Below are 24,249 nucleotides of genomic sequence, written 5' to 3' on the forward strand. Positions count from 1 at the left end.
GTAACTTCAAATCCGTCGCAATTAACCAACGCCCCCGCCGCCATAGTGGTTCTGCTGTCAAGCAATCCCGGCGCCGGCTGGTCCGCCTCGCGAGGTTCGCTTGAATTTCATGGATCGCAGATGGAAATGCGCCGCTCAGCTCCTGATTGCTTGCCTCGTCTTCGCGGCAAGCCCGGCGTGGGCTCAAACGGATGTCTTCGTGCCGAGCTTCTGGGACCCGCATCATCGCGCGCCAAAACCGGAGATGGGGGATCTGCGCAGCATACGCTTCCTGACTGAAGATGATTATCCGCCCTTCCATTTCGCTTTGCCGGATGGGGCGCTCGCCGGTTTCGACGTCGATTTGGCCCGCGCCATTTGCGAGGAGCTGAAAATCGCCTGCACGATTCAAGCCCGCCGATTCGACACATTGATCGACGCGCTCGACGAAAATCAAGGCGACGCGATCATCGCGTCAATCCGCGTCGACGACCAGTCGCGCGCCAAGCTCGATTTCACCGCGCCCTATTACGCGACCCCCGCCCGATTCGTGACGCAGAAAACCACCCAATTGGCGGAAGCGACGCCCGAAAGCCTGCGCCGCAAGACCATCGGCGTCGAGGCGCATAGCGCGCATGAAGCCTATCTCGAGACATTTTTCCCCGATGCGATCCGCAAGCCTTACGATTCGCAAAAGGCGCTGCGCGACGCGCTCGTGAAGGGCGAGATCAACGCTCTGTTCGGCGATGGCGTTTCACTGAGCTTCTGGCTCCAAGGCGAGGACGCGCATGGGTGCTGCGCCTTTCGCGGCGGTCCGTTCCTTGACAGCCGGTTCTTTGGCGAGGGCGTCGGGATCGCCGTGAAAAAAGGCAATCCGCATTTGCGTCAAGCGCTGGACTACGCCCTCGCGGCCTTGGCGGCGAAGGGAACCTATGCCGATCTCTATCTCAAATATTTTCCGCTGGGATTCTTTTGAAAGCCCCGCGGGCGGCGCAGCCCCGTTCAAGCCTCAAAGATAGTTTTCAAGTTCGCGCGCGGCTTGCTTCGGCGGCTTCGACAGATTGAAGGCGTTCACGAACCGGCCGCGCTTGTCCATGAGATAGACGACGCCGGTGTGGTCCACCGTATAATCGCCGTTCGCGCTGGCCCCCTTCTTGACATAGACCTTGAAGGCCTTGGCGATGGCCTCGGTTTTCGCCGGGTCGCCCGTCAATCCGATGATGCGCGGATCGAAATTCTCAAGATAGGTCTTCAAAGTTTCCGGCGTATCGCGCGCCGGATCGACCGTTATGAAGAGGGCGGCGATCTTCTTGTCCGGTCCAAGCTCCTTGAAGACTTCGGAAATGTCCAAGAGCGCCGTCGGACAGAAGTCAGGGCAATGGGTATAGCCGAAAAACACCAGATAGGGCCGCCCTTCGAGCTCCCGGTTGGTGACGACGCGCCCGTCCTGGGCCGTCATGGCGAAAGGCCCGCCGATTGACGCAGAGCCCAATGGCCCGCGCTCGGCAAGCCCGCTATAGGCCAAGCTGGCTAAGCCAGCGAGGCCGAGCGAAAAACCAGCGACGATGTAAAAGAGATGGCGTGAAGCTTTGGTCATGCCGCAAAACTTATCAAAATGAGCCTGGAATTCCAATCGCGAAACCGAAAAGTGAACATGCGCTCGATGCGGCGCATTGGCGCTTCGAAGGCCGATGCCTTCGCCTTGCCTGCGCTAGGCTTATGTTATAGTATAACATCGACAAGGAGATGTTTATGAGCATCGCGCATGAGGGCCATTCCGCCAAGGGGGCGTCTGGCCCCGCCTTTTCCCTGCTCCGCCTCTCGGGCCTGGCGCGCTGCGGCGGCGCCTTGGCGTTGATCGCGGGTCTGTGGGCCGCCGTCTATTGGGCGCTGCATTGATGGATCTGCCGGTAGAATCGCATATGGGTTTTCAATGAGCGCCGCCATTCGCTTCAGCAATCTGACGCTTGGCTACGACCGCCATCCGGCCGTGCATCACCTTGACGGCGATGTCGAGACCGGCGCGCTGCTCGCCATCTGCGGCCCTAACGGCGCCGGCAAATCGACCTTGCTGAAAGGCATTGTCGGAGCGCTTTCCCCGCTCAGCGGAACCGTCTCGCTGCTGCGTGTAAAAACGCGCGAGATCGCCTATCTGCCGCAGGCGGCCGATATCGACAGAAGCTTCCCGATCAATGTCTTCGACGTCGTCGCCATGGGGCTTTGGAAGCGGCGCGGCCTATTCGGCGGCATTTCCGGCAGCGACGAGGATGAAATTCAGCGCGCCATCGCCGCTGTCGGGCTCGAAGGCTTCGAGCGTCGGACCATCGCGACGCTGTCGGGCGGACAATTGCAGCGCATGCTGTTCGCCAGGCTCCTCATCCAGGACGCCGCCATCATCCTGCTCGATGAACCCTTCACCGCGATCGACTCGAAAACGACCGAGGATCTTCTCGATCTCGTTGCGCGCTGGCGCGACGAAAAGCGCACCGTGCTCGCCGTCTTGCATGATCTCGATCTTGTGCGACAGCATTTCCCGCAAACCCTTTTGCTCGCCCGCGAAACGATCGCCAGGGGTCGAACTGAGGATGTCCTGACCCCGGAGAATCTGTTGAAGGCAAGGTCCATGATCGAGGCTTTCGATCGGCAGGCCCATGCTTGCGCGCGGGCCGCGTGAGAGCCCCGGCGGATGTCCATGTTGCATGAGACATTGATCTCGCCCTTTGTCGAGTTCGAGTTCATGCGGCGCGCGCTTGTCGGCTCGATCGCCTTGGCGCTCGCGGGATCGCCGCTCGGCGTATTCTTGATCCTCCGCCGCATGTCGCTCACCGGCGACGCCATGGCGCATGCGATCCTACCCGGCGCGGCGATCGGCTATCTCTTCGCCGGCCTGTCGCTCGGACCAATGACCATTGGCGGCCTGATCGCCGGCCTCATCGTCGCGGTGGGATCGGGCGTCGTCGCCCGCACGACGATACTGCGCGAGGACGCCTCGCTCGCGGCTTTCTATCTGATCTCCCTCGCGCTCGGCGTCACCGTCGTTTCCTTGCGCGGCTCAAACATCGATCTCCTGCACGTCCTCTTCGGCAGCGTGCTCGCCCTGGACGACGCAACGCTGATCCTTCTCGCTTCAATCGCGAGCGTGACGCTTGCCGGCGTCGCCTTGCTCTATCGCCCTCTGGTGATGGAGACGGTCGACCCCGGCTTTCTCGCCTCGGTCAGCCGCGCCGGCGGGCCGACGCAGATTATTTTCTTGGCGCTGGTTGTCTTGAACCTCGTCGGCGGATTTCACGCGCTCGGCACCTTGCTCGCGGTCGGCATCATGATGCTGCCGGCGGCCTCCGCGCGGCTGATCTCGCAAGACATCACTGCGATGCTCGCGATCTCGGCCGCGCAAGGAATGCTCGCGGGCTACGCCGGACTCATTATTTCGTTCCACGCCAGTCTGCCGTCCGGCCCTTTGATTATTCTCGTGGCCGGATTGTTTTATCTTTTGGCTCTGGTCTTTGGACCGGCGGGCGGCCTCATGCGTCGGCTGAAACCGCGACGGCATCTCGAAGCCTGATCGGGCCAGCGCTCAGGAGGCGCATTATGCGAAGCAGACGTTATGTTATAGCCTCGGTACTGCTGGGCTTGGCGGCGGCCTGTCTCAGCTCTGCGCAAGCCCAAGCCTCGGACAAGCTTCCCGTTGTCGCGACCTTCACCATTCTCGCCGATTTCGCGCGCAACGTCGGCGGCAATCGCGTCGAAGTCGTGACTCTGGTCGGTCCCAACGGCGACGCCCATGTCTATCAGCCAACGCCATCGGACGCGAAGAAGCTCGGCGCGGCGCGACTTATTTTGGAGAACGGCCTCGGCCTCGAAGGCTGGATCGATCGTCTCATCAAGGCGTCCGGCGCCAAAGCCCCGGTCATTGTCACGACAAAAGGGATAGAGCCGCGCGAGCTAAAGGAGGAAGGCCATATCGGCGCCGACCCCCATGCCTGGCAGTCGATCGCCAACGCCAAGATCTATGTCGCCAATATTCGCGACGGTCTGATTGCCGCCGACCCGGAGGGCGCCGACATCTATCGCGCCAACGCCGCCGCCTATCTCGCCAAGCTCGACGCGCTTGAAGCCGAGGTCGCGGCGGCGATCGCCAGGATCCCGCCGGACCGCCGCGAGATCATCACGACCCATGACGCCTTCGGCTATTTCGGCGCCGCCTATGATTTTCGTTTCATCGCTCCAGAAGGCGTCTCGACCGAGACGGAGGCCAGCGCCCGCGACGTCGCGAAAATCATCCGCCAGATCAAAGCCCAGAAAATTCCCGCGGTATTTCTCGAAAATATCACCGATCCGCGACTGGCCCAGAGAATTGCCGAGGAAAGCGGAGCCAAGATCGGCGGCGCTCTCTTTTCAGACGCGCTTTCCCCTTCCGACGGCCCGGCTTCGACCTATATCGACATGATGCGCAATAATGTGAAGGAGCTCGCGGCCGCGCTCGGGACGTAGCCGCTCGGCCTTGACGCGCGAGAGCAAACAAGGGCAATTCGGCGCGGAAAACCTCGGGCTCGCATTCCCGAGCGGCAAGATTTCGGAGTTTCGCATGGCCGAAAAAATTCCCGTCACCGTGCTCACCGGCTATCTCGGCGCCGGCAAGACGACGCTTCTGAACCGCATCCTCTCCGAGGACCATGGCCAGAAGTTCGCCGTCATCGTCAATGAATTCGGCGAAATCGGCATCGACAATGATCTCGTCATCGGCGCCGACGAAGAAGTCTTCGAGATGAACAATGGCTGCATCTGCTGCACGGTGCGCGGCGATCTCATCCGCATCATCGAGGGCCTGCTGAAACGCAAAGGCAAGTTCGACGCGATCATCGTCGAGACGACGGGGCTCGCCGATCCGGCGCCTGTGGCGCAGACTTTCTTCGTCGACGCCGATGTGCAGGACGCGGCGAGGCTCGACGCGGTGGTCACGGTCGCCGACGCCAAATGGCTGGCCGAGCGTCTGAAGGACGCGCCGGAAGCCAAGAACCAGATCGCCTTCGCCGATGTGATCATCCTCAACAAGATCGATCTCGTCAGCGAGGCGGAGGCCCAGGAGGTCGAAGCGCGCATTCGCGCCATCAATCCTTACGCCAAATTGCACAAGACCGTGAATTGCGCCGTGCCGCTTGATGCGGTGCTCGGCCGTAGCGCCTTCGACCTCGAGCGCATCCTCGAGATCGAGCCGGCTTTCCTAGAAGTCGAGGAGCATCACGATCACGCCCATCACGATCACGGCCACGACCACGATCATCATGACCATGGGCATCATGAGCATGTGCATGAAACGCACGGGTTGAAACATTACCACGACGAGGAGATGCAATCGGTCGCCTTGTCGATCGACGGCGACGTCGATCCGGACAAATTCATGCCCTGGCTCAATGATTACATCCAGAAAGAAGGCGCCTCGATCCTGCGCTCCAAAGGCATTCTGGCCTTGAAAGGCGAACCCCAGCGCTTCGTCTTCCAGGGCGTCCATATGATCCTCAACGGCGATCTGCAGCGCGAATGGAAGCCTGGCGAAAAGCGCGTGAGCCGGCTTGTCTTCATCGGCCGAAACTTGAAGCAAGACGAGATCAGCCAGGGATTCTTGGCCTGCGCGGCGTAGCGCCGGTCTCGGCCGAGGCCGGACAACCGGCAATCAACAGCAAAAAACCTTCCCGACCGAGATCATGGCTGACCCCACAACCTCCCTCACCGCCAATGTCACGCCGCTCGACGCCGGCGCGCCGGTCACGGCGGCGGCTTTTATCGGCAATGTTCCAGCGCTGGCGCTCGGCGACGGCTCCATCTTCCTGGCGGCGACAGGGGCGGAAAAGCGCGTCATAGTTCATGCTGACGGAGCCGTGCTCGTCGCCGCGCCGCTGGCGCAAAGGCTTGTCACCGGCGGAGACGACGGCCGCATCGTATCGACTTCGCCGAATGGCGAGACGCAGGAGATCGCGCATGAGAAGGGCAAATGGATCGACGCCCTCGCCGCGCGGGAGGACGGCGCGATCGCCTGGTCCACGGGCAAGCAGGTTTACGCCCGCGACCCCAAGGGCGAGATAAAATCCTTCACGGCGCCTTCAACGGTGCGCGGCCTCGCCTTCATGCCGAAGGGCTACCGGATCGCAATGGCGCATTACAATGGGGCGACGCTCTGGTTCCCGAACGCGGCGGCGGCGCCTGAAGTCTTTGAATGGAAAGGCTCGCATCTCGATATTGTCGTTTCGCCGGACGGGCGTTTCCTCCTGACCTCGATGCAAGAGAACGCCTTGCACGCCTGGCGCGTCGCCGACAAGAAGGACATGCGGCTCAGCGGCTATCCGACGAAGACTCGATCCTTGTCCTGGTCCTTCGACGGCAATTGGCTTGCGACCTCAGGCGCCGACGCCGGCGTCATATGGCCTTTCAAGGACAAGGACGGACCGATGAACAAGGCCCCGCAGGAATGCGGGGTTAGGAAAGCCAAAGTGACCAGTGTCGCCTTTCATCCCAAAGCGCTCGTCTTGGCGCTGGGCTATGAGGACGGATGGGTGTTGCTCTGCCGTACTCAGGACGGCGCTGAAATTCTGGTGCGAGGCCCGGCCGAGGGGGAGCAAGCGGCGATTTCGGCGCTCGCCTGGGATAGCGCGGGCCGCCGCCTCCTGTTCGGCGCGGCGGACGGCAAGGCGGGCCTCCTCAACATGCCGGCTTGAAGAAGGCCATTCAGGACTCTTGCGCGCCGCGTTTCAAGGATAGGATCGGGCTCAACGGAGTCGGTTCCAGGTCCGCCTCCAAGGTCGATCCCGCGGCAAAGAGCAAGGCATGATCCAAAATCTTCTCTCGATCGCAGGTTCGGACCCGAGCGGCGGCGCTGGCATCCAGGCTGATCTCAAGACATTCGGCGCGCTCGGCTGCTATGGGATGGCGGTCGTCACCGCCCTGACCGCGCAGAACACCCGAGGCGTCCTCGACGTCTATGTTCCGCCGCCGGAGTTCGTCGCGACTCAGATCGACGCCATCTTCGCCGATATAGACGTCGCCGCGGTCAAGATCGGGATGCTCGCGACGGGCGCGATCGTGGAAGTGGTCGCCAAAAGGCTCGCCTATTATAACCCGCGCTTCATCGTGCTGGATCCGGTGCTTGCGGCGACAAGCGGCGACGCTCTCGCCGCAAGCGACGTGGCCGAGGCGATCGTTCGCCAGCTCTTTCCGCTCGCGACCCTCGTGACGCCGAATTTTTTCGAGGCGTCGCGCCTCTCGGGCCATGTGATCGCCGCCGATCAGGCCGGAATGCGCCGCGCCGCGGCGCTCCTGCACGCGCGCGGCGCGAAAGCCGTGCTCCTCAAGGGCGGCCATGTGCAAGGCCCAACCTGCGACGACCTTCTGTTCGACGGCGCGTCCTATCGCTTATATTCCGCGCCGCGCATCGGCGCGGAGGAGGCGCATGGCACGGGTTGCGCTTTGTCGTCCGCGATCGCAGCCTATCTCGCCAAAGGCCTCCCGCTCGCCGAGGCGATTGACGCCGCAAAGACCTATTTGAACGGCGCGCTCGCCGCAGCCGATCAGCTTACGGTCGGCCATGGGCCCGGCCCCGTCCATCATTTCCATGAACTCTGGCGGCGCTGACGATTGCCCCGCGCCGAAACGATTGACATCCGGCCCATGCCTTGCGACGAACCGGCCGCATGAATGCTCAGGATCCGGTCAGCCGGCGGCGGACCTTCGCCATCATCTCCCACCCCGACGCGGGCAAGACGACGCTCACTGAAAAGCTGCTGCTTTTCGGCGGCGCCATTCAGCTCGCCGGCGAGGTGCGCGCCAAGGCCAACCGTCGCCAGACCCGCTCCGACTGGATGGGGATCGAGCGCGAGCGCGGCATCTCGGTCGTCACCTCGGTCATGACCTTCGAATATGGCGGCTGCGTCTATAATCTGCTCGATACGCCAGGCCATGAGGACTTCTCGGAAGATACCTACCGGACCCTCACCGCGGTCGACAGCGCGATCATGGTGATCGACGCCGCCAAGGGCATCGAGGCGCGCACCCGCAAGCTTTTCGAAGTTTGCCGCCTGCGCGACATCCCGATCGTGACCTTCATCAACAAGCTCGATCGCGAGACGCGGGACCCTTTCGACATTCTCGACGAGATCGAAAAGACGCTCGCCCTCGACGTCGCGCCGATCACCTGGCCGCTCGGGCGCGGCCGCAGCTTTGTCGGCACCTATGATCTCGAGCGCAAGGTCGTGCGCCGGCTCGACCGCGACAGCGAGCCGACGGCGGTCTCCGGGCCGGATGATCCTTTCATCGCCGGGCTCCTGAATGAAGCCGACTTCAAGGAGGCGCGCGAGCAGATCGAGCTTGCGAGCGACGGCTGCAAGCGCTTCGAGAGCCAGTCCTTTCTGGAAGGGCATCTTACCCCGGTCTTTTTCGGCAGCGCCTTGCGCAATTTCGGCGTGCGCGACCTGATCGACGCCCTGAAGGATTTCGCGCCGCCGCCGCATGGCTTGGAGACGGCCTCGCGAATGGTCGACGCCCGCGAAGACAAGATGACCGGCTTCGTGTTCAAGATCCAGGCGAACATGGACCCGAACCACCGCGACCGGATCGCCTTCATGCGCGTCTGTTCCGGCAAGTTGAAGCGCGGCATGAAAGCGAAGCTCGTGCGCACTGGCAAGAATATCGCGCTCAACGCGCCGCAATTCTTCTTCGCGCAGGATCGCCAATTGGCCGAAGAGGCCTATGCGGGCGACGTCGTCGGCATTCCAAACCATGGCGCGCTGCGCATCGGCGACACCTTGACGGAAGGCGAAAACCTCGTCTTTCGCGGCGTGCCAAGCTTTGCGCCGGAAATCCTGCGCCGCGTCAAGATCGGCGACGCGATGAAGGCGAAGAAGCTGCGCGAGGCGCTCGGCCAAATGGGCGAGGAAGGCGTCGTGCAGCTTTTCCTGCCGAACGACGGATCTGGCGCGATCGTCGGCGTCGTCGGCGCCTTGCAGCTCGACGTGCTCGCCGAGCGGCTCGCCGCCGAATATGGCCTCGACGCGAGCTTCGAGACGAGCCGGTTCGAAACCTGCCGCTGGATCACGTCAAAGACCGCGCCCGAGCTCGACAAATTCATCCGCGCGCATCCATCGTCCATGGCCGCCGATCTCGACGGCGCGCCGGTCTTCATGGCCTCCTCCGCCTGGGACCTGAAATACGAGCAGGACAAATGGCCGGAGATCGTCTTCTCAGACATCAAGGATTACCAGAAGGCGGCGTGAGGGGCATAGTCAAGGTAATTCCCTACTGATGGGCAAATAACCCCTGCTACTGTTGCGCAACTATTCCGACTCTCGCGCTGAATTAACCAGTTCGCACGACAAGATAGTTTGAAAACACAGTCTCGAAATCGACCTCAAGAGGCACAACCCTCGGCACTCCGAGCCCAAACCAAATTTCACGTTCGATGTCCCGATGTACCCTCGGCAACTCGGCTCGTGCAGTAACCGCGAACGGACCAATTGCTACATTTTCGTCCGGCAACCCTACTTCCCACGCTCCCGGACCGGGAAGCGCTCTCGCAGTGCCGATGTGACGAAATTGGGCATCAACTATCAATGGCACGTCCGGGCGACCAGCCGTTAAACGTAGTTGCTCAGCCATCAAGAGCAACTGCGCAACGGTCAGAGAAAACCAGCCTGGATAATGCTCGTTTTTGGAATCGCGGCTTAGGCTGAACCCGACGACGTCGACCAAACCGTCGTCACCGATCGTCCACAAGCTAAACATTCGACCGGTAACATCCTCGGCCTGGGCAGCGTGAGCTTTTGGTTGCCAGCCCCGAGGCAGGCGGCCATTGCCAAAAGCTGCGGCGCTTGTTTGACCGTTTTTCATTGGAATCTCGGGACGCGCCAACGGGGCGTTGATAAGCTTAGAGGCTATTCCACTCAAGCCAAGGGACTGCTCTGGAACAACGGTGCAGCGAAACATTAGATGTGGATCAGAGGCTGGAACAGGATGGCCATCGAACCGAATAAGCCGTCCTGCTTGCTTCTTATGTTCAAGCTCGACCATGAACCCCTGCCGTTCCCGACGAACTTGCAGTACACGCTCGCGCCGAGTTCGCGATTCCCAAAATAGATTATGCAGATCACGCATCGTCAGAGGCTCTTTGGCGCTCCCGCGACGTACATGCGCTATAGGCGGCCGCCCAACGCCATGAGGAGCCAACGTCGAACTCGCCACCCGCATGACAATCAATCCCTCGCCATTGCCATCCGGTTTAGGAAATGCGCGAATATCGAACCCCGAAATTGGAGGATCTAACCGAGACTTCAAGGCAGGGCCAAGACGTTCTACACATTCAATACATTCTCGAATCAACGGCGTCTTGAATGCTTTTGCCCGCCGGGGATTATCATTCGTCTCTTCGATGCCGACAATGACGACCCCGCCATACGCGTTCGCAAACGCCGCGACCTCCTCAGCCAGAGTATCACGTGCATGGTCTGCAATCTTGTCACGACCTGATTGCCAAGGATCTATATTTCCGTCTTTGGCTGGTAGAGCTTCCTTGAATTCAAGTGTCTGATCTTCTTCCAATTCCTTAGTGACGATTTCCTCTAGGTCGGACCATGTCACCTCAGACAATGGCTTTTCGAAAATTGCGGAAGACACTATCTCACTCCGCCCTTTTCTTCGGCGTGATCAGCTTGCGATTGATCAGCACTTCAGCGAGCTGGACCGCATTCAGCGCCGGGCCCTTGCGCAGATTATCCGCCGCCGTTCTAGACCCTAGAATTCTCGTAGATGCGGCAAATATAAGTCGCGTCCTCGCACGCCGCCTAATCTGAGACAGCCGGGGCTTCGCAAAGAATCTCCCGCACCTTCTTAAAGCAGATCGGACGAATCTAGACGAAGCAAAACCGTCTTCTGTTTGATCCCGATCAGGGGCGTTAAGGACTATCTTCGCCATTAGGCAAGGCCCCGATCACGCCGAACGACCGGGAACTTGCCCCCGGCTTTCCGATAACAAACCCTTCGGCTGCCAATCCGCGTCTAAGAAGCTCCCGCACCGTCGCCGCGCGACTGGGCATTCGATGAGCAAAGCGAAAGTCCTCCACGGCCTGGAGCTCATCCATGTCCAGCATGATCTGAAGCCTTTCGCCTCTGTTGAGCCGGTTTCCCTTGATGGTTGTCTCCGACATGGCCGTCCCTCGCGATCCGATCACGACAGCCTTAACTTACTCATTTATCTCATTGCCTGTCAATAACCTATTAGCAGCCAATGGCACATTAGGCGCCGTTCGCGGCGCCTCCAATTATGGCAAATGAGACTCTTACTAAGTGTAAGCGAAGCACGACTTAGGCATTTCTAACTAAATCAGAAAGTTCTCGACAGCTTTCGATTGTCAACCATGTACTCAGAGCCAGGCGCGGATGACGCCTCAAAGAAATCGTGGCTTTCTTGCCAGGGGCAAGAGCTTAGCCACGACGCTTTGGACTAGAGCATGGCTGGTCGAGACTGCAGCGGCTTACCGTTTGAGCGGACCAGAAATTGGTTCGCTTCAAATGACTTGGCTTCATTGGTACTTGTCGCTGCGCTTTCGCTGTTTGCGGCTGCCTTACGCATAGCTATTGCTCCCTGGATCGATTCAGCGGGATTCGTCGGCTTTTTGCCGATTGTCATCATCATCGCCTATCTGGCGGGCCCAAAATGGGGATATTGCGGGCTTGCCTTCAATGCAGCCTTGGTCTGGTATCTCATTATTTCACCTGCTTTCAGCCTTGCAAATGCGGCGAAAAACGAAATGTCTGACTTGGCGCTTTTTGTCGCCGCTGGGATTGCAACCATAGAATTCATGCGGCTGCTTGATCGAGCAATTGACAATTTACAGATAGAGAGACAACGGGCGACGGCGCTTGCGGAACAACGTCAAGTATTGATCAACGAGTTAGCGCACCGGACGAGCAACAATTTTCAACTGGTCTCCGGCATGCTCATCCTGGCTCGGCGGAAAATGACAGATCGCGCTGCTCAAAGAGCCTTGACGGAAGCGTCAGATCGCATCACGGCCATGGGCGTCGTCCAGCGGCGCCTCTTGCATGATCCTGAATCCCGCATTGACCTCGACGCCTTCTTGCACATTTTTTGCGCCGATCTGGAAAAGGCCCTGGGCATCCCCATCGCATGTCATGGCGAACGCCTTCAAGCTTTAGACAGTCAAACCATCTCCTCAATAGCGCTCGTCGTTCAGGAATTCGTTTCAAACGCGGTCGAACATGGCGCTCGGCCCGATGCGCCGATGACGTTGACGGTGCGCATGGAGAGTCGTGGGTTCGACCGTGGGGCCGTCATCGTCGAAGATGACGGCAAGGGACTCCCGCCCGATTTCTGTCCGGGGCGAAGTCTCGGCCTCGCTTTGGTCCACTCCTTCGTTCAGAGCATCGGGGGAGCCTTCGATATTCGCAATCGGCCGCACGAGAGCGGCGTGATCGCAACGGTGGAATTCCCGCTGACCGCCACTGGGCGGCGCCGCGCGCCCTGAGCCGATCGCGAGAGCATCCTCATGGGATCGTGAGGCGCCGTAGCGCCGCGCAGCGCGTCATCGCAGTCGGGTCGGAGCTTGACTTGGCATGGCGCCTCTGGCGTCGGGGCAATCCTTGGGAGGCTCCTCCCATCCGAAAACGCTCCGGCCGCCAAAAGAATGGGAGAGCTTTCGCTCTTGTGCGATCAGGTCGTCGACAGAAGCGCCCGAGGCATGGCGCTCGACGAGTCGGGCCCGGTCGTCTAGCCGCTTGAGCGCGGCCAGCTCCTCCTCACGTCCGAGCTTCGCGTTTTGGACCGCCGACTTCAGAACCTGAATGGTCTGATCATAGACCCGAAGCGGCACAGGAAAGGGATGCCGGTCCTTGCCGCCATGCGCAAAGGAGAAGCGCGCCGGGTCGGTGAAGCGATAGGGCGCGCTATGCACGACCTCGGCGACCATCGCAAGCGCGCGCACGGTCCGCGCGCCCACGCCGGGAACGAGAAGCAGTTCGGCGAAGTCAGCGGGGCCTCGATCCGCCGCTGCGGCGAGGTTGGCGTGGAGACGGGGCGACAGCGCGTCGCTTGGGCGGACGTCGTGATGGGCCGGCATGACCAAATGCGGCAGAAAGAGCTGCTCCGGCGCGGTCGGCGCGGCGAGCTTTCCGGCTCGGCGCTCAAGCGCCGACAATTCGCGCGCGATCCCGTCCGGACCCAATGATTGCAAAAGGTCAAGCTGACGGCCGCGGGACGCTTCGGCGCGGCGATCGGTGAGGTTGACGATCTCGCCCTGACCAACGCCGTCAATGGCGGCGTGCGGCTCTTCGACAAAGCTTTTTAGGCCTTCCGACAGCCAGTGATATCGGCGCGCTTGCTTTCGGTCTTCATTCATTCCCTGTTGGATGACGACCCATTGGCCGTCGTTGGTTACGACAAAGCCGTGAAGATAAAGATCGAAGCCGTCCTGCACGGCCGCGCTGTCCACCTTGGCGACAAGCCGGCTGACATTTGCGAGGGCCGACCCGTCAAATCCCACTCTCTCGCCGATTGCGACGAGCTCCTGCGGCGTTTGCCGCGAATGCTTCCCGCGGCCGCCGCAGACATGGATCCCGAGCTCGTCCGAGAGCGGCGCCAAGCCTCGCTTCAGCGCCCCGACCACGCTCGTGGTGACGCCCGAGGAGTGCCAGTCCATGCCCATCACGGCCCCAAAGGACTGAAACCAGAAGGGATGGGCGAGGCGCCGCAAAAGCTCGTCACGTCCATAATGATGGACAATGGCTTCGCTCATGGCCGCGCCGAGGCGAGTCATTCGATCCGCGAGCCACTTCGGCACCCGCCCGCCGTGTAGCGGAAGATCAGCGCTTCCAGCTCTCCGCGCCATTGCCCATCCTTCGAATCGCTTGCGGCGCCCGAGCGATCGCCTTGCCGCAAGTTAAATCGCCGAAGGAGTGGCATGGCTCCGCACATGTGACAAGGACGGTCTTGACGCTCGCCGCGGAGACGCGGGAATGGTCCAGCGTGCCGCTGACAGCCCAGCGCCAGGAAAAATCCGGATCTCCTCGGCTCCGACTACGCTCGCCGGCGCAGAGGAAGCGCCGGAGCGCTCTTCAGCGAATCACGCCCGGACTTGTCAATCGTCTTCTCCGGGAGGCTTCTTGGCCATATGCAAGCGCAGAACGCCCGATGCGTTTACCTCGAACACGCGGCGCGCCCGCCGGCGGACAGCGAGCGGCGGGCCCTTTTTCGGCCGGGCGGCGACCGCGACGACGGGATGTTCGCCTGTATCCAGCGCGTAGTTTAGGGTGACGGCGATCGAATGATCGTCACGCGACAGCACAATCTGCTTTTCCGCAATTTGCTCGACTGTCCAGCCAAGCACGTCGTCGCCGACGCCGACGCTCATGAGTTTGCTGGATCCCTCAATGCGGAGAAAGGCGCTCGCGTGGCTCCCATCGTCATAGACGATGGTCCCATATAGCGCCAGATTCGGCGGAGGTGGAGCCGCGGGCGACGCCGCGCTGGGCTCAGCTTCGCCTGTTTTCGCCTGATCGAGCGATCCGGTTTGGGAGCGAGTTGGAGAATCAGCTCTCGCGGCTTGCGCATCGACCGGTTCGGCGCAAAGGGTCTGGGCCACGACAAAAGCTGCAACCGCCAGGGTAAAGGCCCGATCCATGCCTATCATGCCCAAAACCGCCGCCAAGACGCGGCACCAAAATCTCACTTGACTGGCTCGACCCACACGTCGCTTCGCTTGATGATTTCGATGAGCTGACGCGGGTCGAATTTGCCAAAATTTGCCGGGATCTCGAACAGGCTCGCAGGCTGTGGGCCCTCCTGAATATTCTTTAGATCGACTGTGACGCCGCCGTTGGTTTGGCTTCTGATCAAGAATTTGAGGCCGGGATCGATCCATTCGATGCTCTGCTCTTGCGACGGCGAAACGGCGGAATAGGCAATGGCCTTGCGTCCCTCAATGGTCTCTTGGTCGGCGCGATCGCAGCGCCATTCGCCGCCCGTTTCGGTTGCGCCCGCGTTGACCGCCATCGCCTGCCATTTCCGGCAAGGGTCCTCTGGGTCGACAGGAACGAGAATTTGGGTCAGCGGACTCGACTGCTTGGCGTCCATGAATATTTTTTTTGCGGGCCGCACAAAAAAAGCGGCGTTTACGGTTCCGTCCACGACAAAGAATCCGCCGGCGACAGCGGGGGTCTCGATGCGCGCCTTGTCGCCCGACACATATAGCCTACCCGGCGAACTCAGAGGCTCTCCATTTGCTTTGGTGCTGATGATGTCGGCCGAAAACTGGCTCGCCTTTGCTACAGGAGCAAAAAGGGAGAGCCATGCGAGCGCGCCGAGCGTCAAGAGAGCGGCGATCATCCTATCCTTGGCCAAAGCGCGGACCTTTGCATTGGTGTCCGAACAAATTGGCGGCGCGGGCCAAACCCTTGGGCATGATCCGCGCTGCCTTATTCTGATCAGTTCGCACGCCTGATGCCGCAGCTAGCGGCGCGCGAGCGTGTCAGCCCTTACTCGGTATAGGGCTGGTTGTTGGGCGCGTCCGAGAAGTCGAACGCATCGAACAAGTCATCGATGGCCGGAGGATTCGTCGGAACGTAGGGATTGCTCGCCTTGGCAACCGGATTTGGCAGATTGTCGCGGCTGCGAGTGGTGAGCGGATCGAGATCCCAGTTACGCTCGATGAACTTAACCAAAGAGGCATGGTCCGCATAGCTGTGGTTGACCTTGCCGCCCGCCGAATAGGGCGAGAGGATCAGAAGCGGAATGCGCGGTCCGTCGCCGAAAAAGTCCAGCGGCTGAACGTAGCCGGAGTCCCAATACCCGCCAGCCTCGTCAACAGTGACGAACACGGCTGTCGTGGCCTTGAGCTTCGGATTGGCTTCCAGAGCATCGAGGACGTTCTGGACATAGGCTTCGAAGAGATCGATCTTGGAGCTCTGCGGATGGCCGTCGAGGAGACCGTCCGGCTTGCCATACGAAACCGACGGGAGTGTATTATTCTTGATATCGGCGATCAGGTCCGAGGTATCTTTAATATGCGCGGTTCTAACCGCTGGATCGGCCATGATCGATGTCGCGTATTGGAACGGATTGCAGATCTGGCAATAAGCTGTGCCGAGGGCGTGCGCCGGATCAGCGAGCGCGGCCGCGCTGAGGTTGGGGCTTGTCGGATTTTTGGCTACAGCCGCGTTCGACAGGATGACGGCGTCATTATAGGCTCCGCCGAAAAAAGCCCACGAGATTTTCTTTTCGATCAACGCGTCGCCAATCGTCTTGACCGACGAAGGCGGAAGATTGCTTCCACCGGAGAGCGCGCCGTTCGGCAGATAGCCCGGATTCGTATTGTTGAGCATGTAGTAGTGACGGGCCTTACAATTCGGCTCCGCGTCGTAAGGAAGCGAGTTGATGTAGGTGACGATCGGCAGGACGCCAGGCTGGGACACGTCCGAGCAATTGCTGAAGTTATTGTCCGCAATATAGCGATTGACTGTCCCAGAGACCGGATTCGGGTTTGCGATCTGCGATGACGGAGGCACGGTCGCGTTGCCATTGCCGTCGGTCCAGTAGATCGCGTCGGCCGTGCCGATCACGACATGTTGAACCGCGGTTCCGCCCAGGACCGGTTGATGATAGTTATCGCTAATGGTGAACCGATCTGCGAGAGTCTTCAGCAGCGAGGCCTGTTCCAGCTCAGCGTTATAAAAGCCCATTTCATTGCCTTGGCTTTTATTTGACGCCGAATAGGTCGCCATCACGAAGGGGAAGAGATCGTTGAGGCAGCCCGAGGGATTGGCCTTGGTCGCATAGGAAAGATTGCAATCCTGCTGCTGGAAGGCCTGATAGAAGCGGTGAGTCATATCACCGGTGTAGTCATCGTCGCTGAGGTTCGGCCCAAGCAGCTGGAAGGGACCCGCCAAAGTCCCGGCGCCGGGCACGCGCGTGTCCAAGACGCCCGTCGCCAAACCCGTGGCGCCGGTCGTCAACAGAGCGAGGTCGTCCTTTTCAACATCAGTCTCAATGCTTGCTATGGCGACGGTGGTGAACGGCGCGCCGGTCGTCGATTGCGCCGACGGGGTCCCATTGGTGTTGGGCTGGGGCATCAGATTGGAAGAGCTATTGTACGGCGTCTTATTCTTCTTATCCGCGCCGATATAGAAGGATGTCTGAGCCGCAACAGAGTATTGCTGGGCCAAGCTGTAATTCGGTCCTGGCGCGCCCGACGCCGTGACGATGCCTTTGGAAAGTATGTTCGAGATCGTCTGGCCCTTGCCCTTTGGCTTGTAGACGCCGAACGTATGGTCAAAACCGCGATTTTCGCCGATCAGGATGATGACGTGCTTGATCGGGCTCTTGGTTTTCACGTTCGCGGCCGCATCCGCGCCAGCGGCGGCGGCGAAGCCGGTTGTGGCCGACGCGAACGTCGAAAAAGCGCATACAGCGGCGGTGAACCGCCACATTCTGCGCACATGAATGTTGGAATGCATACTATCCCCCAGCTTGTCTAGATTTGCCTTCCTTTAAGGCAGCTGGAACTTAAGCGGGTCAGGTGACAATTGTATCTCAAAGTTGATCTTTTCTCGCCTTAGTTTAGTTCGAAGAAACGCTGGGTAGATCAACCTCGGACCACCGACATCTTTTGATGGCTGAGAGCGTGAGCGTGAGCGTGAGCGTGTTTGAGGCTCGACGCTGAAGGAAGGTCGATTGAGGAGCGGCGGTTATCCACATCACAATTTCGCGACCACCCGCCGCGATGAACTTGAGGCGAACGTTGAGCGCGCCGCCCTCCCTTAGCAACACACGGCTTATAGCGATTGCAGGAGGGAGCGAATTCGAAGCGACGCGTTGTTGAATCTGTCGCCGGAGGAGATCGCGCGGTCGAATGCGGCAGCCCCCCCAGCCCGGCGAGCGCCTGTTGTTGCTTGACGTCTCGCCTGGAAGACCCCGAAAGCAATTGCACGCTGCAACACGGAAAGCGATTGTGATTGAAGGAGCGACGGCTGCGCGCTTAGCCGCTAGCCCTTTGAAATTTTATAACTGCGTTGGATGGGTTAATGCGACGCGCGCTTAGCAATTTGAAAGGTCTGCTGCAAGGCAGCGTAATGCGCGTCATGGACAGCCGGGTTGAACAGCGACCAGGGCTCGGCTTTCATCAGAATGCCCGGCACGGTCGACACCATCAGATAACGAAAATTTCTGTACTCAACCGCCGCGTCGTCAAACCGGCCGGCGGCCGACGCTAGATCTATTCGGCGCAAAGTTAGCACGAGCTCCTTAAGGGCAAGACGCGCAAAACCGCGCTCTTGCCGGCCGCCCGAGACGCTAGTGTCCTTGCGCTCTGGAAAAGCCTCGACCATCTCGCGCAGCTCAGCGCTCACCGTGTCCACGGCCAGCGCGATAATGTCTCGGTCATGCGCTGGTATCGCTACATCCAGCACGCTTACGAAATCGTTCACCTCTTTAATATTGGCGGCAGCTCCATCGCGTTCATAGGGCCGCTCGCCATCGCCGACTGCGTTGAGATACGCAACCAGATCCCGTTGATCCTGGGCTGAAAGGCCAACGTCAAAAGCCTGATCGAAATAGGCCACCACCTGATCGTAAGTATCGAAGCGTCCATCGTGAAAATAAGGCGCGTTGAAATCCGCGTTAAACAATGTTGGCGTCTTGAATAAGCCCCCAGAGCCTACGTCATGTTGCTGATGATCGACAAAGGCCCCGGATGGCATGTGGCATCCGGCGCAACTGAGCTCGCGATTGTGCGGAAAGGGCTTGAAGAAAAGCGCCTCGCCGCGGCGTTCGGCCTCGCTAGTCCTCTCCGCTACAAGCCGTCCTCCAGGACCAAGACTTGGATTGGGCAGAAAATTAATGTCCTCAATATAGGCGACCATGGCGTCGAGGATAGCCGCCGACGGTTCAGGACCGGCGAATTCGTTGACGATAACATTGTGAACAAAGTCGCGTAGCGAAGCTCTCCGTCCGTCATTGCCATAGGGAGCCAGGATGCGCGCGCCGCGTAAGCTCGGCGTCCGGACCGGATCTAGAACGCCATCATCGGCCTTCGGATTGAACAGCGCGCCGGTCGTATCGAAATTGCCGTGCCGCGTTGACATGCCGGGGACGTAGAGTCGCGGGTTCGAGGCTCCATTGACATGGCAGGTGTTGCAGCTGATCCCTGCCCGCCGCGCGACGCCGCCTAGGATTGTCGGCGAGCTGAACGCCAGATCTCCGAGTTTGACCAAATAGGATTTGCCGCCGCCTGTAGCCTCTGAACGAAAGATCTCGCGCGGCCGATCGAGCGCGTCCTCATTCAGCTCGGTTCCGGCCGGCAGCACCGTTTGGTCGCCACTCACGGGAAAAGCTCGCGTATTTGACGTCGCGAGCGCAAGCTCCAGGACCAAGGACGCGCCCATCGCCGCCGCCCTTGCGCGCCGTGCGCGCGCACCGGCAGATTGCCGCCGCATAATCACTTGCTGAGGTCCTCCAACACGGGCTTTTGAAGATTGATCTTTGGCGCTGCGCTCGCCAGCGTAACCACGAATTCCTCGCTCGATTTGCGAAGCCTATCGGAATTGATTGCATCCAGGCTCGGCCCCGCGAGCAGCGCATTCAGCGCTTCGATCTCGCTTTCCGTGGTCGCCGCGAGCGCCGGATCGCTGGCGGCGAGCGCCGCCGCGAAGATTGTATGATAGGCTTGTCTAATACCCGAAACATTGTTTCGCATGTCGTCCAGCGAAGTGCCGCTGACGCGCGATTCCCCGCCGTCAGATTTGCTTTCGCCGATTTCATAGGCAAGACGCGCCGCGCCGTTCAAAAGGTCCTGCGGCGGCAAGGGCATATCCCGAATCTTCGAGTCGAGCTCGGCAAGGTCGGCGATCAATGCGTCAGTCTCGCTGGCGACATCGGTCCGCCCCGCGCCAAAGAGCTTCGCCTCGATTGCGTGGAATCCCGTCGTCGCCTTCGGCCAAGCGTCGATCTTCTCGTCGAGCTCAGGAACGAGTCCGCTTGTGAAGACCTCAGAGCGCTCCCAGCCGCCGCGCGCCGCCATCCACGCTTTTTTCGCGCCTTCGACATCGTTCGTAGCGAGACAATCACGCAAGGCGCGCGCGCCTGCCAAGGCTTGGCCGATGTCCTCAACGATATGCGCTCGATAGCGCTCGACCACTTCATCGAAGTCGGCCGCGTGGGCGCGATCAGCCCCGGCGCCCACAACAACAAATCCGATAATGGCGAAGCGCCGGACGGAGCAGAGCCATCGCATGTCCATTGGCATGCTGATCGCGCTACCACCAAAAGAAAAACACATCATAGGGGCGCCTCTTTGCCGGATGTCGATTCCCTCATAGGAAACCGTTTGTCTTTCGAATCGGCAATGAAAGAAGGGAGCTGATCGGCCAACATGTTCCGCCGCGCGCTCGACACGGACACGCCAACCGAAGTGGCGTCTACAGCTTTATCTTTGCGATTATGTGACGCCTACCGCGCGGATGGCGAGCAAGGCGAATGCGCCGCGCAGATGGCGGCAATTGACCCGGAAACGTCTCGCTGGAAAGTGTTGACGGCTCGACTCGTCGATGGCCAGAGAGATCGTTGCGCGATCGCGCGACTTGGCTGTGCGTCTCTCGACGCCTCCAGCGTTGCGGAGAAATGATCGCGTTGGCCGTCAACGCCAAAAGGCCGCTTCCGAGGCGCCACGTCCCAGATGATCAAATTCACGTTACTGCGCGGCCAAAGCCGCCTTTACGAGGACATGCCGGAGCCACGCATCCTTAGGTCCTCCTACCGCTTGCGGACCGCGCGCGCTCTACTTTGCCGCCTTAGATAACAATGGCCTTGGATTGATTTCATCCAAGGCCATGACATTTGAACGCTTCCGAGAGCCTGGAGCGGGGAGGGACTAACCGATTTTCGCGTCCCATCCCGCTTTTGTCGACGGTCGAGCATGGCTGCGCGAGCCAAGAGGCTAGTGCGGGGGCCGCGCGGCGCATGGCCCCCGCAAAATGTCATTGGAGTTGGGCCGCGACCTTATCGATGCCCGCCTTTGAGCAAGCCTCGTCCTTGTCGCCGCCGGGAGCGCCCGAAACGCCGACCGCGCCGATGACGTCGTCGCCGACCTTGATGGGCAAAGCGCCTTGCGCGGCGATCACGCCATTAAGAAAAACTGCGCTGGTGGTGGGATTGTCCTTGACGCGCTGCGCAAATTCGCCGGAAGGCGCGCGGAAGGTGCGGGCCGTATAGGCCTTGCGCAAGCTATTCTCCAACGTGTGCGGCGACGAGCCATCGCCGCGAATTGAAACAAGCGGCTGGCCTTCCCTGCCGACGACATGAACCGAGACGTGATAGCCTTGCTTAACGCAGGCGTCGTATGCGGTCTGCGCGATCGTCAGCGCGAGTTCCGCCGAAAGGCTTTTTTGGGTTAGCAGCTCTGCGTTCGCGGGCAGGGCGTTGGCGAAGACAAGGCCCGCAGCGACGACGAATGTAAATGGGATCGACTTCATTGCATGTTCATCCGTTCTCAAGTTGGCGCGGTTTTCCGGCGTTCAGTTCTGATGTTCTTCGCGCCATTTCCGCACAACCGCGAGCGTGTTCTCGATGTGCTTATCAGGCGCCGGATCGCTATAGGAGTAGATGACCTTTCCCTCGGGCGCGATCACGTAGGATATCCGCTCGGAGACAGTCTCTCCGCTCGCGGTAGGGGCAATCCGCACCGCGTCATAGGAGCGAATCACGGAAGCCGCCGGGTCAGCGGCGACCGGGAACTTGTCTCGGCATTCCTCCGTCGAGAATTTACGCTGCGTTTCGATCGTGTCTTTCGACATGCCGATCAGCGTTGCGCCCGCTTGCGCGAAACTGTCGGCCGCCTCGGCGAACTCATGGGCCTCGATGGTGCAGCCGCGGGTGAATGACTTTGGGTAGAAGTAGAGAACCACCGGTCCCCGTTTCAGGGCGTCGGACAAGGAAAAGGTGAAGTCCTTCCCGCCAACCGCCGCCTGTGCGGTGAAATCAGGGGCGGCGTCGCCCGGCTTCAAGCCCGCCCATGCGGGCGTCATAAGAAGGCCCCCAAAAACAACAAGGAGCCCAATCGTCAAGCGCTTCATATCGCTTCCCCTTTTTTCTCAACATCTGGCGCGACGCCAAACCATGTTTCATGCAGATGTGTTGGCGTCGGCCGGATTCCGCCGATCCGACTTGGACGCCCTAACCTGCCTTCGCCATCGCCGCCTTCGAGCGCCCTCATAGGCTGGCCCGCGGACGGCCACAGAAGATAAACGCCTTGGGCCCCGCAAGGAGTCAGCGCTTCTCCGCTTCGGCGGGGTTCGGCGCCGGCGGCGGCGCAATCTTGGTCAGCTTGCCGCCTTCGTTTTCGTAATTCTGGACCCCAACGGCCCCTGCCACCTTGAAGCCCCGGCTCGTGAGCAAATCGCCCGCGGCGCCGGCGCGCCCGGCATGGTTCGAGACAGTCACGATCACCCGATCCTTGGGGATATAGGCCAGACTGTTTTCGAGATCCTTGGCCTGGATGCTGAGATAGACTGGCAATCCGCCGATATTCGTCAACTCGTCGGGCCGACGAACGTCAATGACGAGCAAGCCTTCAGGCTTGGCAAGCAGCGCGTCCAATTCCGCCCGCTTGAGTTGCGGCGTTTTATATTTGTATTCAGCGGCCGCCGGCGGCGGCGCAGCGGCCTGGGCGGCGGCATCGGCGGCCCAGGCAAGCGGAGACGCGAGAACCATGGCGATCGCCACACTCGTGAGAAGTTTGCGCATTATCGTTCAAACCCTTCCTTGAATTGGGCATAGAAGAGGGTCTAGCCGCGTCGGCTTCGGCCTTTCCCAGCGTCGTATCAGCTCGACAAATGAGCGTTGAAGAATTCGATGGTGCGCTGCCAAGCCAGCTTCGCGGCGGCCTCGTCATAGCGCGGGGTGGTATCGTTATTGAATCCGTGCTGAACGCCAGGATAGATGAACGCCTCGTACTTCACGCCATTAGCCTTCAAAGCCGTTTCGAAGGCAGGCCACCCGGCATTGATGCGATCGTCCGCGCCGGCGTAATGGATCAGCAGCGGAGCCTTGATTTTCGCCGTTTCCTCGGCCGTCGGCTGCGCTCCATAGAAAGGGACCGCAGCGGCCAGATCGGGAAGCCTGGTCGCCAGGAAATTGGCGATGCCACCGCCATAGCAGAACCCCACTACGCCCACTTTGCCGTTGCCCTCAGACAGGCTCTTCAACACGCGGCTCGCCGCGATAAAATCGTTGTGCGTTTTAGCTTGATCGAGTTTTGGGAAAAGGTCGCGGGCCTTGTCCTCATCGCCGGGGTAGCCGCCCAACGGCGTGAGCGCATCGGGGGCGAACGCGATGAAATGATCGAGCGCAAGTCGGCGGCTTATATCTTCGATATGAGGGTTGAGGCCACGATTCTCATGCACGACCAGCACGGTCGGAAGCTTTCCGTCCACATGCGCCGGCTTCGCCACATAGGCGCGCACGGTTCCGTAACCATCCGGGGACGGATAATCCACATAGCTCGCGGAAATTCGCGGATCATCCTTTGCGACTTGCTCGGCTTCGGCGAATCGGGGGCTAAGCGCCTCGAGCAGTCCCGCCGCAGTGACGCCGGCGGCCACAAATTTCGCAACCCCATCCAGGAACCCCCTACGGCTGGTCAAGCCATGAACGTAAAGGTCGAAAAGCCTCAAAACCTCCGGATCAAAATCATGTGATGTCTTGCGTGTCACGGCATCGTCTCCCTGTGAATTTTGTTCTGGCGAAGGAACGACACTCCCTTCGCAGCGACGTGGCGCCAAACGTCTGAGACGTGGAAAGCTGTGATTGAGCCCATCGCGCGCTCCCGGGAGAAACGCGGCGGCCGTTGGGATGAATATGGGGACATAACCCCCCGCCCAGCCACGCTGGCTTTTAAAGCACCCTATATTCCCAGTCAATTGACTTTGTCCATAAATCTAATAGAATTTTTGCCCAATCAGTACTCTTTACGGAGGGCCTTTTAGGCGACCGCGTCACATAAAAGCCATTGCTATAACTCGATCGAATAAGTAGAATTATAGAGCTGTGGTTCAAAGGCGCGCTCGGCTGGTCGGATTGAAGCCAACGCTGTTCGAGATTGCCGGCGCCCATCAGTAGGCAGCGCAGAATTCGCCGAATCTGCTGTTCTGACCAGCCCGTTGCGTTGCGGCGAATGGCGTTTCGATCAGCCCGAATTGGGCCTCGGGACGGCGCTGACACGCGAG

At 60.2% G+C, this 24,249-nt stretch carries 22 protein-coding genes and 1 pseudogene; 10 read left to right on the forward strand and 13 right to left on the reverse strand.

The genetic code is table 11. The annotated features are described in order from the left end of the window. Nucleotides 1-109: 109 nt before the first annotated feature. Nucleotides 110-955 carry a transporter substrate-binding domain-containing protein gene (locus tag RZS28_RS05990; protein WP_407341057.1) on the forward strand — a complete coding sequence of 282 codons (846 nt, stop codon included), beginning with the start codon at nucleotides 110-112 and terminating at the stop codon, nucleotides 953-955. A 33-nt stretch (nucleotides 956-988) separates the two neighbouring features. On the opposite strand, the gene RZS28_RS05995 is transcribed toward RZS28_RS05990, so the two are convergent. Next, nucleotides 989-1,576, reverse strand: a complete 588-nt coding sequence (locus RZS28_RS05995) for an SCO family protein (RefSeq protein ID WP_407340418.1) — start codon at nucleotides 1,574-1,576, stop codon at nucleotides 989-991. 155 nt (nucleotides 1,577-1,731) lie between these two features. Between RZS28_RS05995 and RZS28_RS06000 the strand changes: the two genes are divergently transcribed. The 8 genes from RZS28_RS06000 (at nucleotide 1,732) to RZS28_RS06035 (ending at nucleotide 9,239) form a co-directional block, all read left to right on the forward strand. Further along, nucleotides 1,732-1,878: a hypothetical protein gene (locus RZS28_RS06000; protein ID WP_407340419.1), complete on the forward strand. Its 147-nt coding sequence runs from the start codon at nucleotides 1,732-1,734 to the stop codon at nucleotides 1,876-1,878. Nucleotides 1,879-1,912: 34 nt separating this feature from the next. Further along, nucleotides 1,913-2,653: a zinc ABC transporter ATP-binding protein AztA gene (gene aztA, locus RZS28_RS06005; RefSeq protein ID WP_407340420.1), complete on the forward strand. Its 741-nt coding sequence runs from the start codon at nucleotides 1,913-1,915 to the stop codon at nucleotides 2,651-2,653. 18 nt (nucleotides 2,654-2,671) lie between these two features. Next, entirely contained in the window at nucleotides 2,672-3,541 is an 870-nt protein-coding gene (locus RZS28_RS06010; RefSeq protein WP_407341058.1) for a metal ABC transporter permease, read from the forward strand. A gap of 26 nt (nucleotides 3,542-3,567) precedes the next feature. Then, complete coding sequence (locus RZS28_RS06015; protein WP_407340421.1) at nucleotides 3,568-4,470, forward strand: metal ABC transporter substrate-binding protein; 903 nt, start codon at nucleotides 3,568-3,570, stop codon at nucleotides 4,468-4,470. A gap of 94 nt (nucleotides 4,471-4,564) precedes the next feature. After that, the gene (locus RZS28_RS06020) at nucleotides 4,565-5,617 is read left to right on the forward strand and encodes a CobW family GTP-binding protein (protein ID WP_407340422.1); all 1,053 of its coding nucleotides are present in this window, start codon (nucleotides 4,565-4,567) and stop codon (nucleotides 5,615-5,617) included. Between the two features lie 64 nt (nucleotides 5,618-5,681). Further along, nucleotides 5,682-6,689 (forward strand): WD40 repeat domain-containing protein, encoded by a 1,008-nt coding sequence (locus RZS28_RS06025; protein ID WP_407340423.1) that lies wholly within the window; start codon nucleotides 5,682-5,684, stop codon nucleotides 6,687-6,689. A gap of 109 nt (nucleotides 6,690-6,798) precedes the next feature. Further along, nucleotides 6,799-7,602 carry a bifunctional hydroxymethylpyrimidine kinase/phosphomethylpyrimidine kinase gene (gene thiD, locus RZS28_RS06030; RefSeq protein ID WP_407340424.1) on the forward strand — a complete coding sequence of 268 codons (804 nt, stop codon included), beginning with the start codon at nucleotides 6,799-6,801 and terminating at the stop codon, nucleotides 7,600-7,602. A gap of 59 nt (nucleotides 7,603-7,661) precedes the next feature. Then, nucleotides 7,662-9,239 carry a peptide chain release factor 3 gene (locus RZS28_RS06035; protein WP_407340425.1) on the forward strand — a complete coding sequence of 526 codons (1,578 nt, stop codon included), beginning with the start codon at nucleotides 7,662-7,664 and terminating at the stop codon, nucleotides 9,237-9,239. A gap of 82 nt (nucleotides 9,240-9,321) precedes the next feature. Here the strand turns inward: RZS28_RS06035 and RZS28_RS06040 are convergent, their stop codons facing one another. Next, nucleotides 9,322-10,635, reverse strand: coding sequence for a helix-turn-helix domain-containing protein (locus RZS28_RS06040; protein ID WP_407340426.1), 1,314 nt, complete (start codon nucleotides 10,633-10,635; stop codon nucleotides 9,322-9,324). A gap of 4 nt (nucleotides 10,636-10,639) precedes the next feature. Then, a pseudogene (locus RZS28_RS06045) lies at nucleotides 10,640-10,802 on the reverse strand (aspartate-semialdehyde dehydrogenase); the annotation flags it as partial. A 666-nt stretch (nucleotides 10,803-11,468) separates the two neighbouring features. Between RZS28_RS06045 and RZS28_RS06050 the strand changes: the two are divergent. Next, nucleotides 11,469-12,506 (forward strand): sensor histidine kinase, encoded by a 1,038-nt coding sequence (locus RZS28_RS06050; protein ID WP_407340427.1) that lies wholly within the window; start codon nucleotides 11,469-11,471, stop codon nucleotides 12,504-12,506. Nucleotides 12,507-12,563: 57 nt separating this feature from the next. On the opposite strand, the gene RZS28_RS06055 is transcribed toward RZS28_RS06050, so the two are convergent. The 10 genes from RZS28_RS06055 to RZS28_RS06100 all read right to left on the reverse strand — a co-directional run bounded on the left by RZS28_RS06055 (nucleotide 12,564) and on the right by RZS28_RS06100 (nucleotide 23,736). Next, on the reverse strand, nucleotides 12,564-13,865 hold the full coding sequence (locus RZS28_RS06055; protein WP_407340428.1) for a DUF763 domain-containing protein: 1,302 nt from the start codon (nucleotides 13,863-13,865) through the stop codon (nucleotides 12,564-12,566). A gap of 249 nt (nucleotides 13,866-14,114) precedes the next feature. Next, nucleotides 14,115-14,666, reverse strand: a complete 552-nt coding sequence (locus RZS28_RS06060) for a hypothetical protein (protein WP_407340429.1) — start codon at nucleotides 14,664-14,666, stop codon at nucleotides 14,115-14,117. A 35-nt stretch (nucleotides 14,667-14,701) separates the two neighbouring features. After that, entirely contained in the window at nucleotides 14,702-15,361 is a 660-nt protein-coding gene (locus RZS28_RS06065; RefSeq protein ID WP_407340430.1) for a hypothetical protein, read from the reverse strand. Nucleotides 15,362-15,510: 149 nt separating this feature from the next. Beyond that, nucleotides 15,511-17,487 (reverse strand): alkaline phosphatase family protein, encoded by a 1,977-nt coding sequence (locus tag RZS28_RS06070; RefSeq protein ID WP_407340431.1) that lies wholly within the window; start codon nucleotides 17,485-17,487, stop codon nucleotides 15,511-15,513. A 564-nt stretch (nucleotides 17,488-18,051) separates the two neighbouring features. Further along, the gene (locus tag RZS28_RS06075) at nucleotides 18,052-19,413 is read right to left on the reverse strand and encodes a cytochrome c peroxidase (protein WP_407340432.1); all 1,362 of its coding nucleotides are present in this window, start codon (nucleotides 19,411-19,413) and stop codon (nucleotides 18,052-18,054) included. 53 nt (nucleotides 19,414-19,466) lie between these two features. Then, on the reverse strand, nucleotides 19,467-20,273 hold the full coding sequence (locus tag RZS28_RS06080; RefSeq protein ID WP_407340433.1) for an EfeM/EfeO family lipoprotein: 807 nt from the start codon (nucleotides 20,271-20,273) through the stop codon (nucleotides 19,467-19,469). 730 nt (nucleotides 20,274-21,003) lie between these two features. Next, nucleotides 21,004-21,498, reverse strand: a complete 495-nt coding sequence (locus tag RZS28_RS06085) for a GlcG/HbpS family heme-binding protein (protein ID WP_407340434.1) — start codon at nucleotides 21,496-21,498, stop codon at nucleotides 21,004-21,006. A gap of 42 nt (nucleotides 21,499-21,540) precedes the next feature. After that, a complete protein-coding gene (locus RZS28_RS06090) occupies nucleotides 21,541-22,098 on the reverse strand; it encodes a peroxiredoxin (protein WP_407340435.1) in 558 nt (185 codons plus the stop codon). 193 nt (nucleotides 22,099-22,291) lie between these two features. Continuing rightward, nucleotides 22,292-22,768 (reverse strand): rhodanese-like domain-containing protein, encoded by a 477-nt coding sequence (locus tag RZS28_RS06095; RefSeq protein ID WP_407340436.1) that lies wholly within the window; start codon nucleotides 22,766-22,768, stop codon nucleotides 22,292-22,294. A 77-nt stretch (nucleotides 22,769-22,845) separates the two neighbouring features. Next, entirely contained in the window at nucleotides 22,846-23,736 is an 891-nt protein-coding gene (locus tag RZS28_RS06100; protein ID WP_407340437.1) for a dienelactone hydrolase family protein, read from the reverse strand. Nucleotides 23,737-24,249 lie beyond the last annotated feature (513 nt).

This window comes from Methylocapsa polymorpha (genome assembly GCF_045689225.1).
Taxonomy (GTDB): Bacteria; Pseudomonadota; Alphaproteobacteria; order Rhizobiales; family Beijerinckiaceae; genus Methylocapsa; species Methylocapsa polymorpha.

Excerpts from the sequence above, each read along its gene's own strand:
- RZS28_RS06070 (WP_407340431.1), bottom strand. The coding sequence starts at position 17,487 with ATGCATTCCAACATTCATGTGCGCAGAATGTGGCGGTTCACCGCCGCT.
- RZS28_RS06050 (WP_407340427.1), top strand. The coding sequence starts at position 11,469 with ATGGCTGGTCGAGACTGCAGCGGCTTACCGTTTGAGCGGACCAGAAAT.
- RZS28_RS06080 (WP_407340433.1), bottom strand. The coding sequence starts at position 20,273 with ATGCCAATGGACATGCGATGGCTCTGCTCCGTCCGGCGCTTCGCCATT.
- RZS28_RS06085 (WP_407340434.1), bottom strand. The coding sequence starts at position 21,498 with ATGAAGTCGATCCCATTTACATTCGTCGTCGCTGCGGGCCTTGTCTTC.
- RZS28_RS06075 (WP_407340432.1), bottom strand. The coding sequence starts at position 19,413 with ATGGGCGCGTCCTTGGTCCTGGAGCTTGCGCTCGCGACGTCAAATACG.
- aztA (WP_407340420.1), top strand. The coding sequence starts at position 1,913 with ATGAGCGCCGCCATTCGCTTCAGCAATCTGACGCTTGGCTACGACCGC.
- RZS28_RS05990 (WP_407341057.1), top strand. The coding sequence starts at position 110 with ATGGATCGCAGATGGAAATGCGCCGCTCAGCTCCTGATTGCTTGCCTC.
- RZS28_RS06035 (WP_407340425.1), top strand. The coding sequence starts at position 7,662 with ATGAATGCTCAGGATCCGGTCAGCCGGCGGCGGACCTTCGCCATCATC.
- RZS28_RS06025 (WP_407340423.1), top strand. The coding sequence starts at position 5,682 with ATGGCTGACCCCACAACCTCCCTCACCGCCAATGTCACGCCGCTCGAC.
- RZS28_RS06095 (WP_407340436.1), bottom strand. The coding sequence starts at position 22,768 with ATGCGCAAACTTCTCACGAGTGTGGCGATCGCCATGGTTCTCGCGTCT.
- RZS28_RS06065 (WP_407340430.1), bottom strand. The coding sequence starts at position 15,361 with ATGATCGCCGCTCTCTTGACGCTCGGCGCGCTCGCATGGCTCTCCCTT.
- thiD (WP_407340424.1), top strand. The coding sequence starts at position 6,799 with ATGATCCAAAATCTTCTCTCGATCGCAGGTTCGGACCCGAGCGGCGGC.
- RZS28_RS06055 (WP_407340428.1), bottom strand. The coding sequence starts at position 13,865 with ATGGCGCGGAGAGCTGGAAGCGCTGATCTTCCGCTACACGGCGGGCGG.
- RZS28_RS06060 (WP_407340429.1), bottom strand. The coding sequence starts at position 14,666 with ATGATAGGCATGGATCGGGCCTTTACCCTGGCGGTTGCAGCTTTTGTC.
- RZS28_RS06090 (WP_407340435.1), bottom strand. The coding sequence starts at position 22,098 with ATGAAGCGCTTGACGATTGGGCTCCTTGTTGTTTTTGGGGGCCTTCTT.
- RZS28_RS06015 (WP_407340421.1), top strand. The coding sequence starts at position 3,568 with ATGCGAAGCAGACGTTATGTTATAGCCTCGGTACTGCTGGGCTTGGCG.
- RZS28_RS06000 (WP_407340419.1), top strand. The coding sequence starts at position 1,732 with ATGAGCATCGCGCATGAGGGCCATTCCGCCAAGGGGGCGTCTGGCCCC.
- RZS28_RS06020 (WP_407340422.1), top strand. The coding sequence starts at position 4,565 with ATGGCCGAAAAAATTCCCGTCACCGTGCTCACCGGCTATCTCGGCGCC.
- RZS28_RS06010 (WP_407341058.1), top strand. The coding sequence starts at position 2,672 with ATGTTGCATGAGACATTGATCTCGCCCTTTGTCGAGTTCGAGTTCATG.
- RZS28_RS05995 (WP_407340418.1), bottom strand. The coding sequence starts at position 1,576 with ATGACCAAAGCTTCACGCCATCTCTTTTACATCGTCGCTGGTTTTTCG.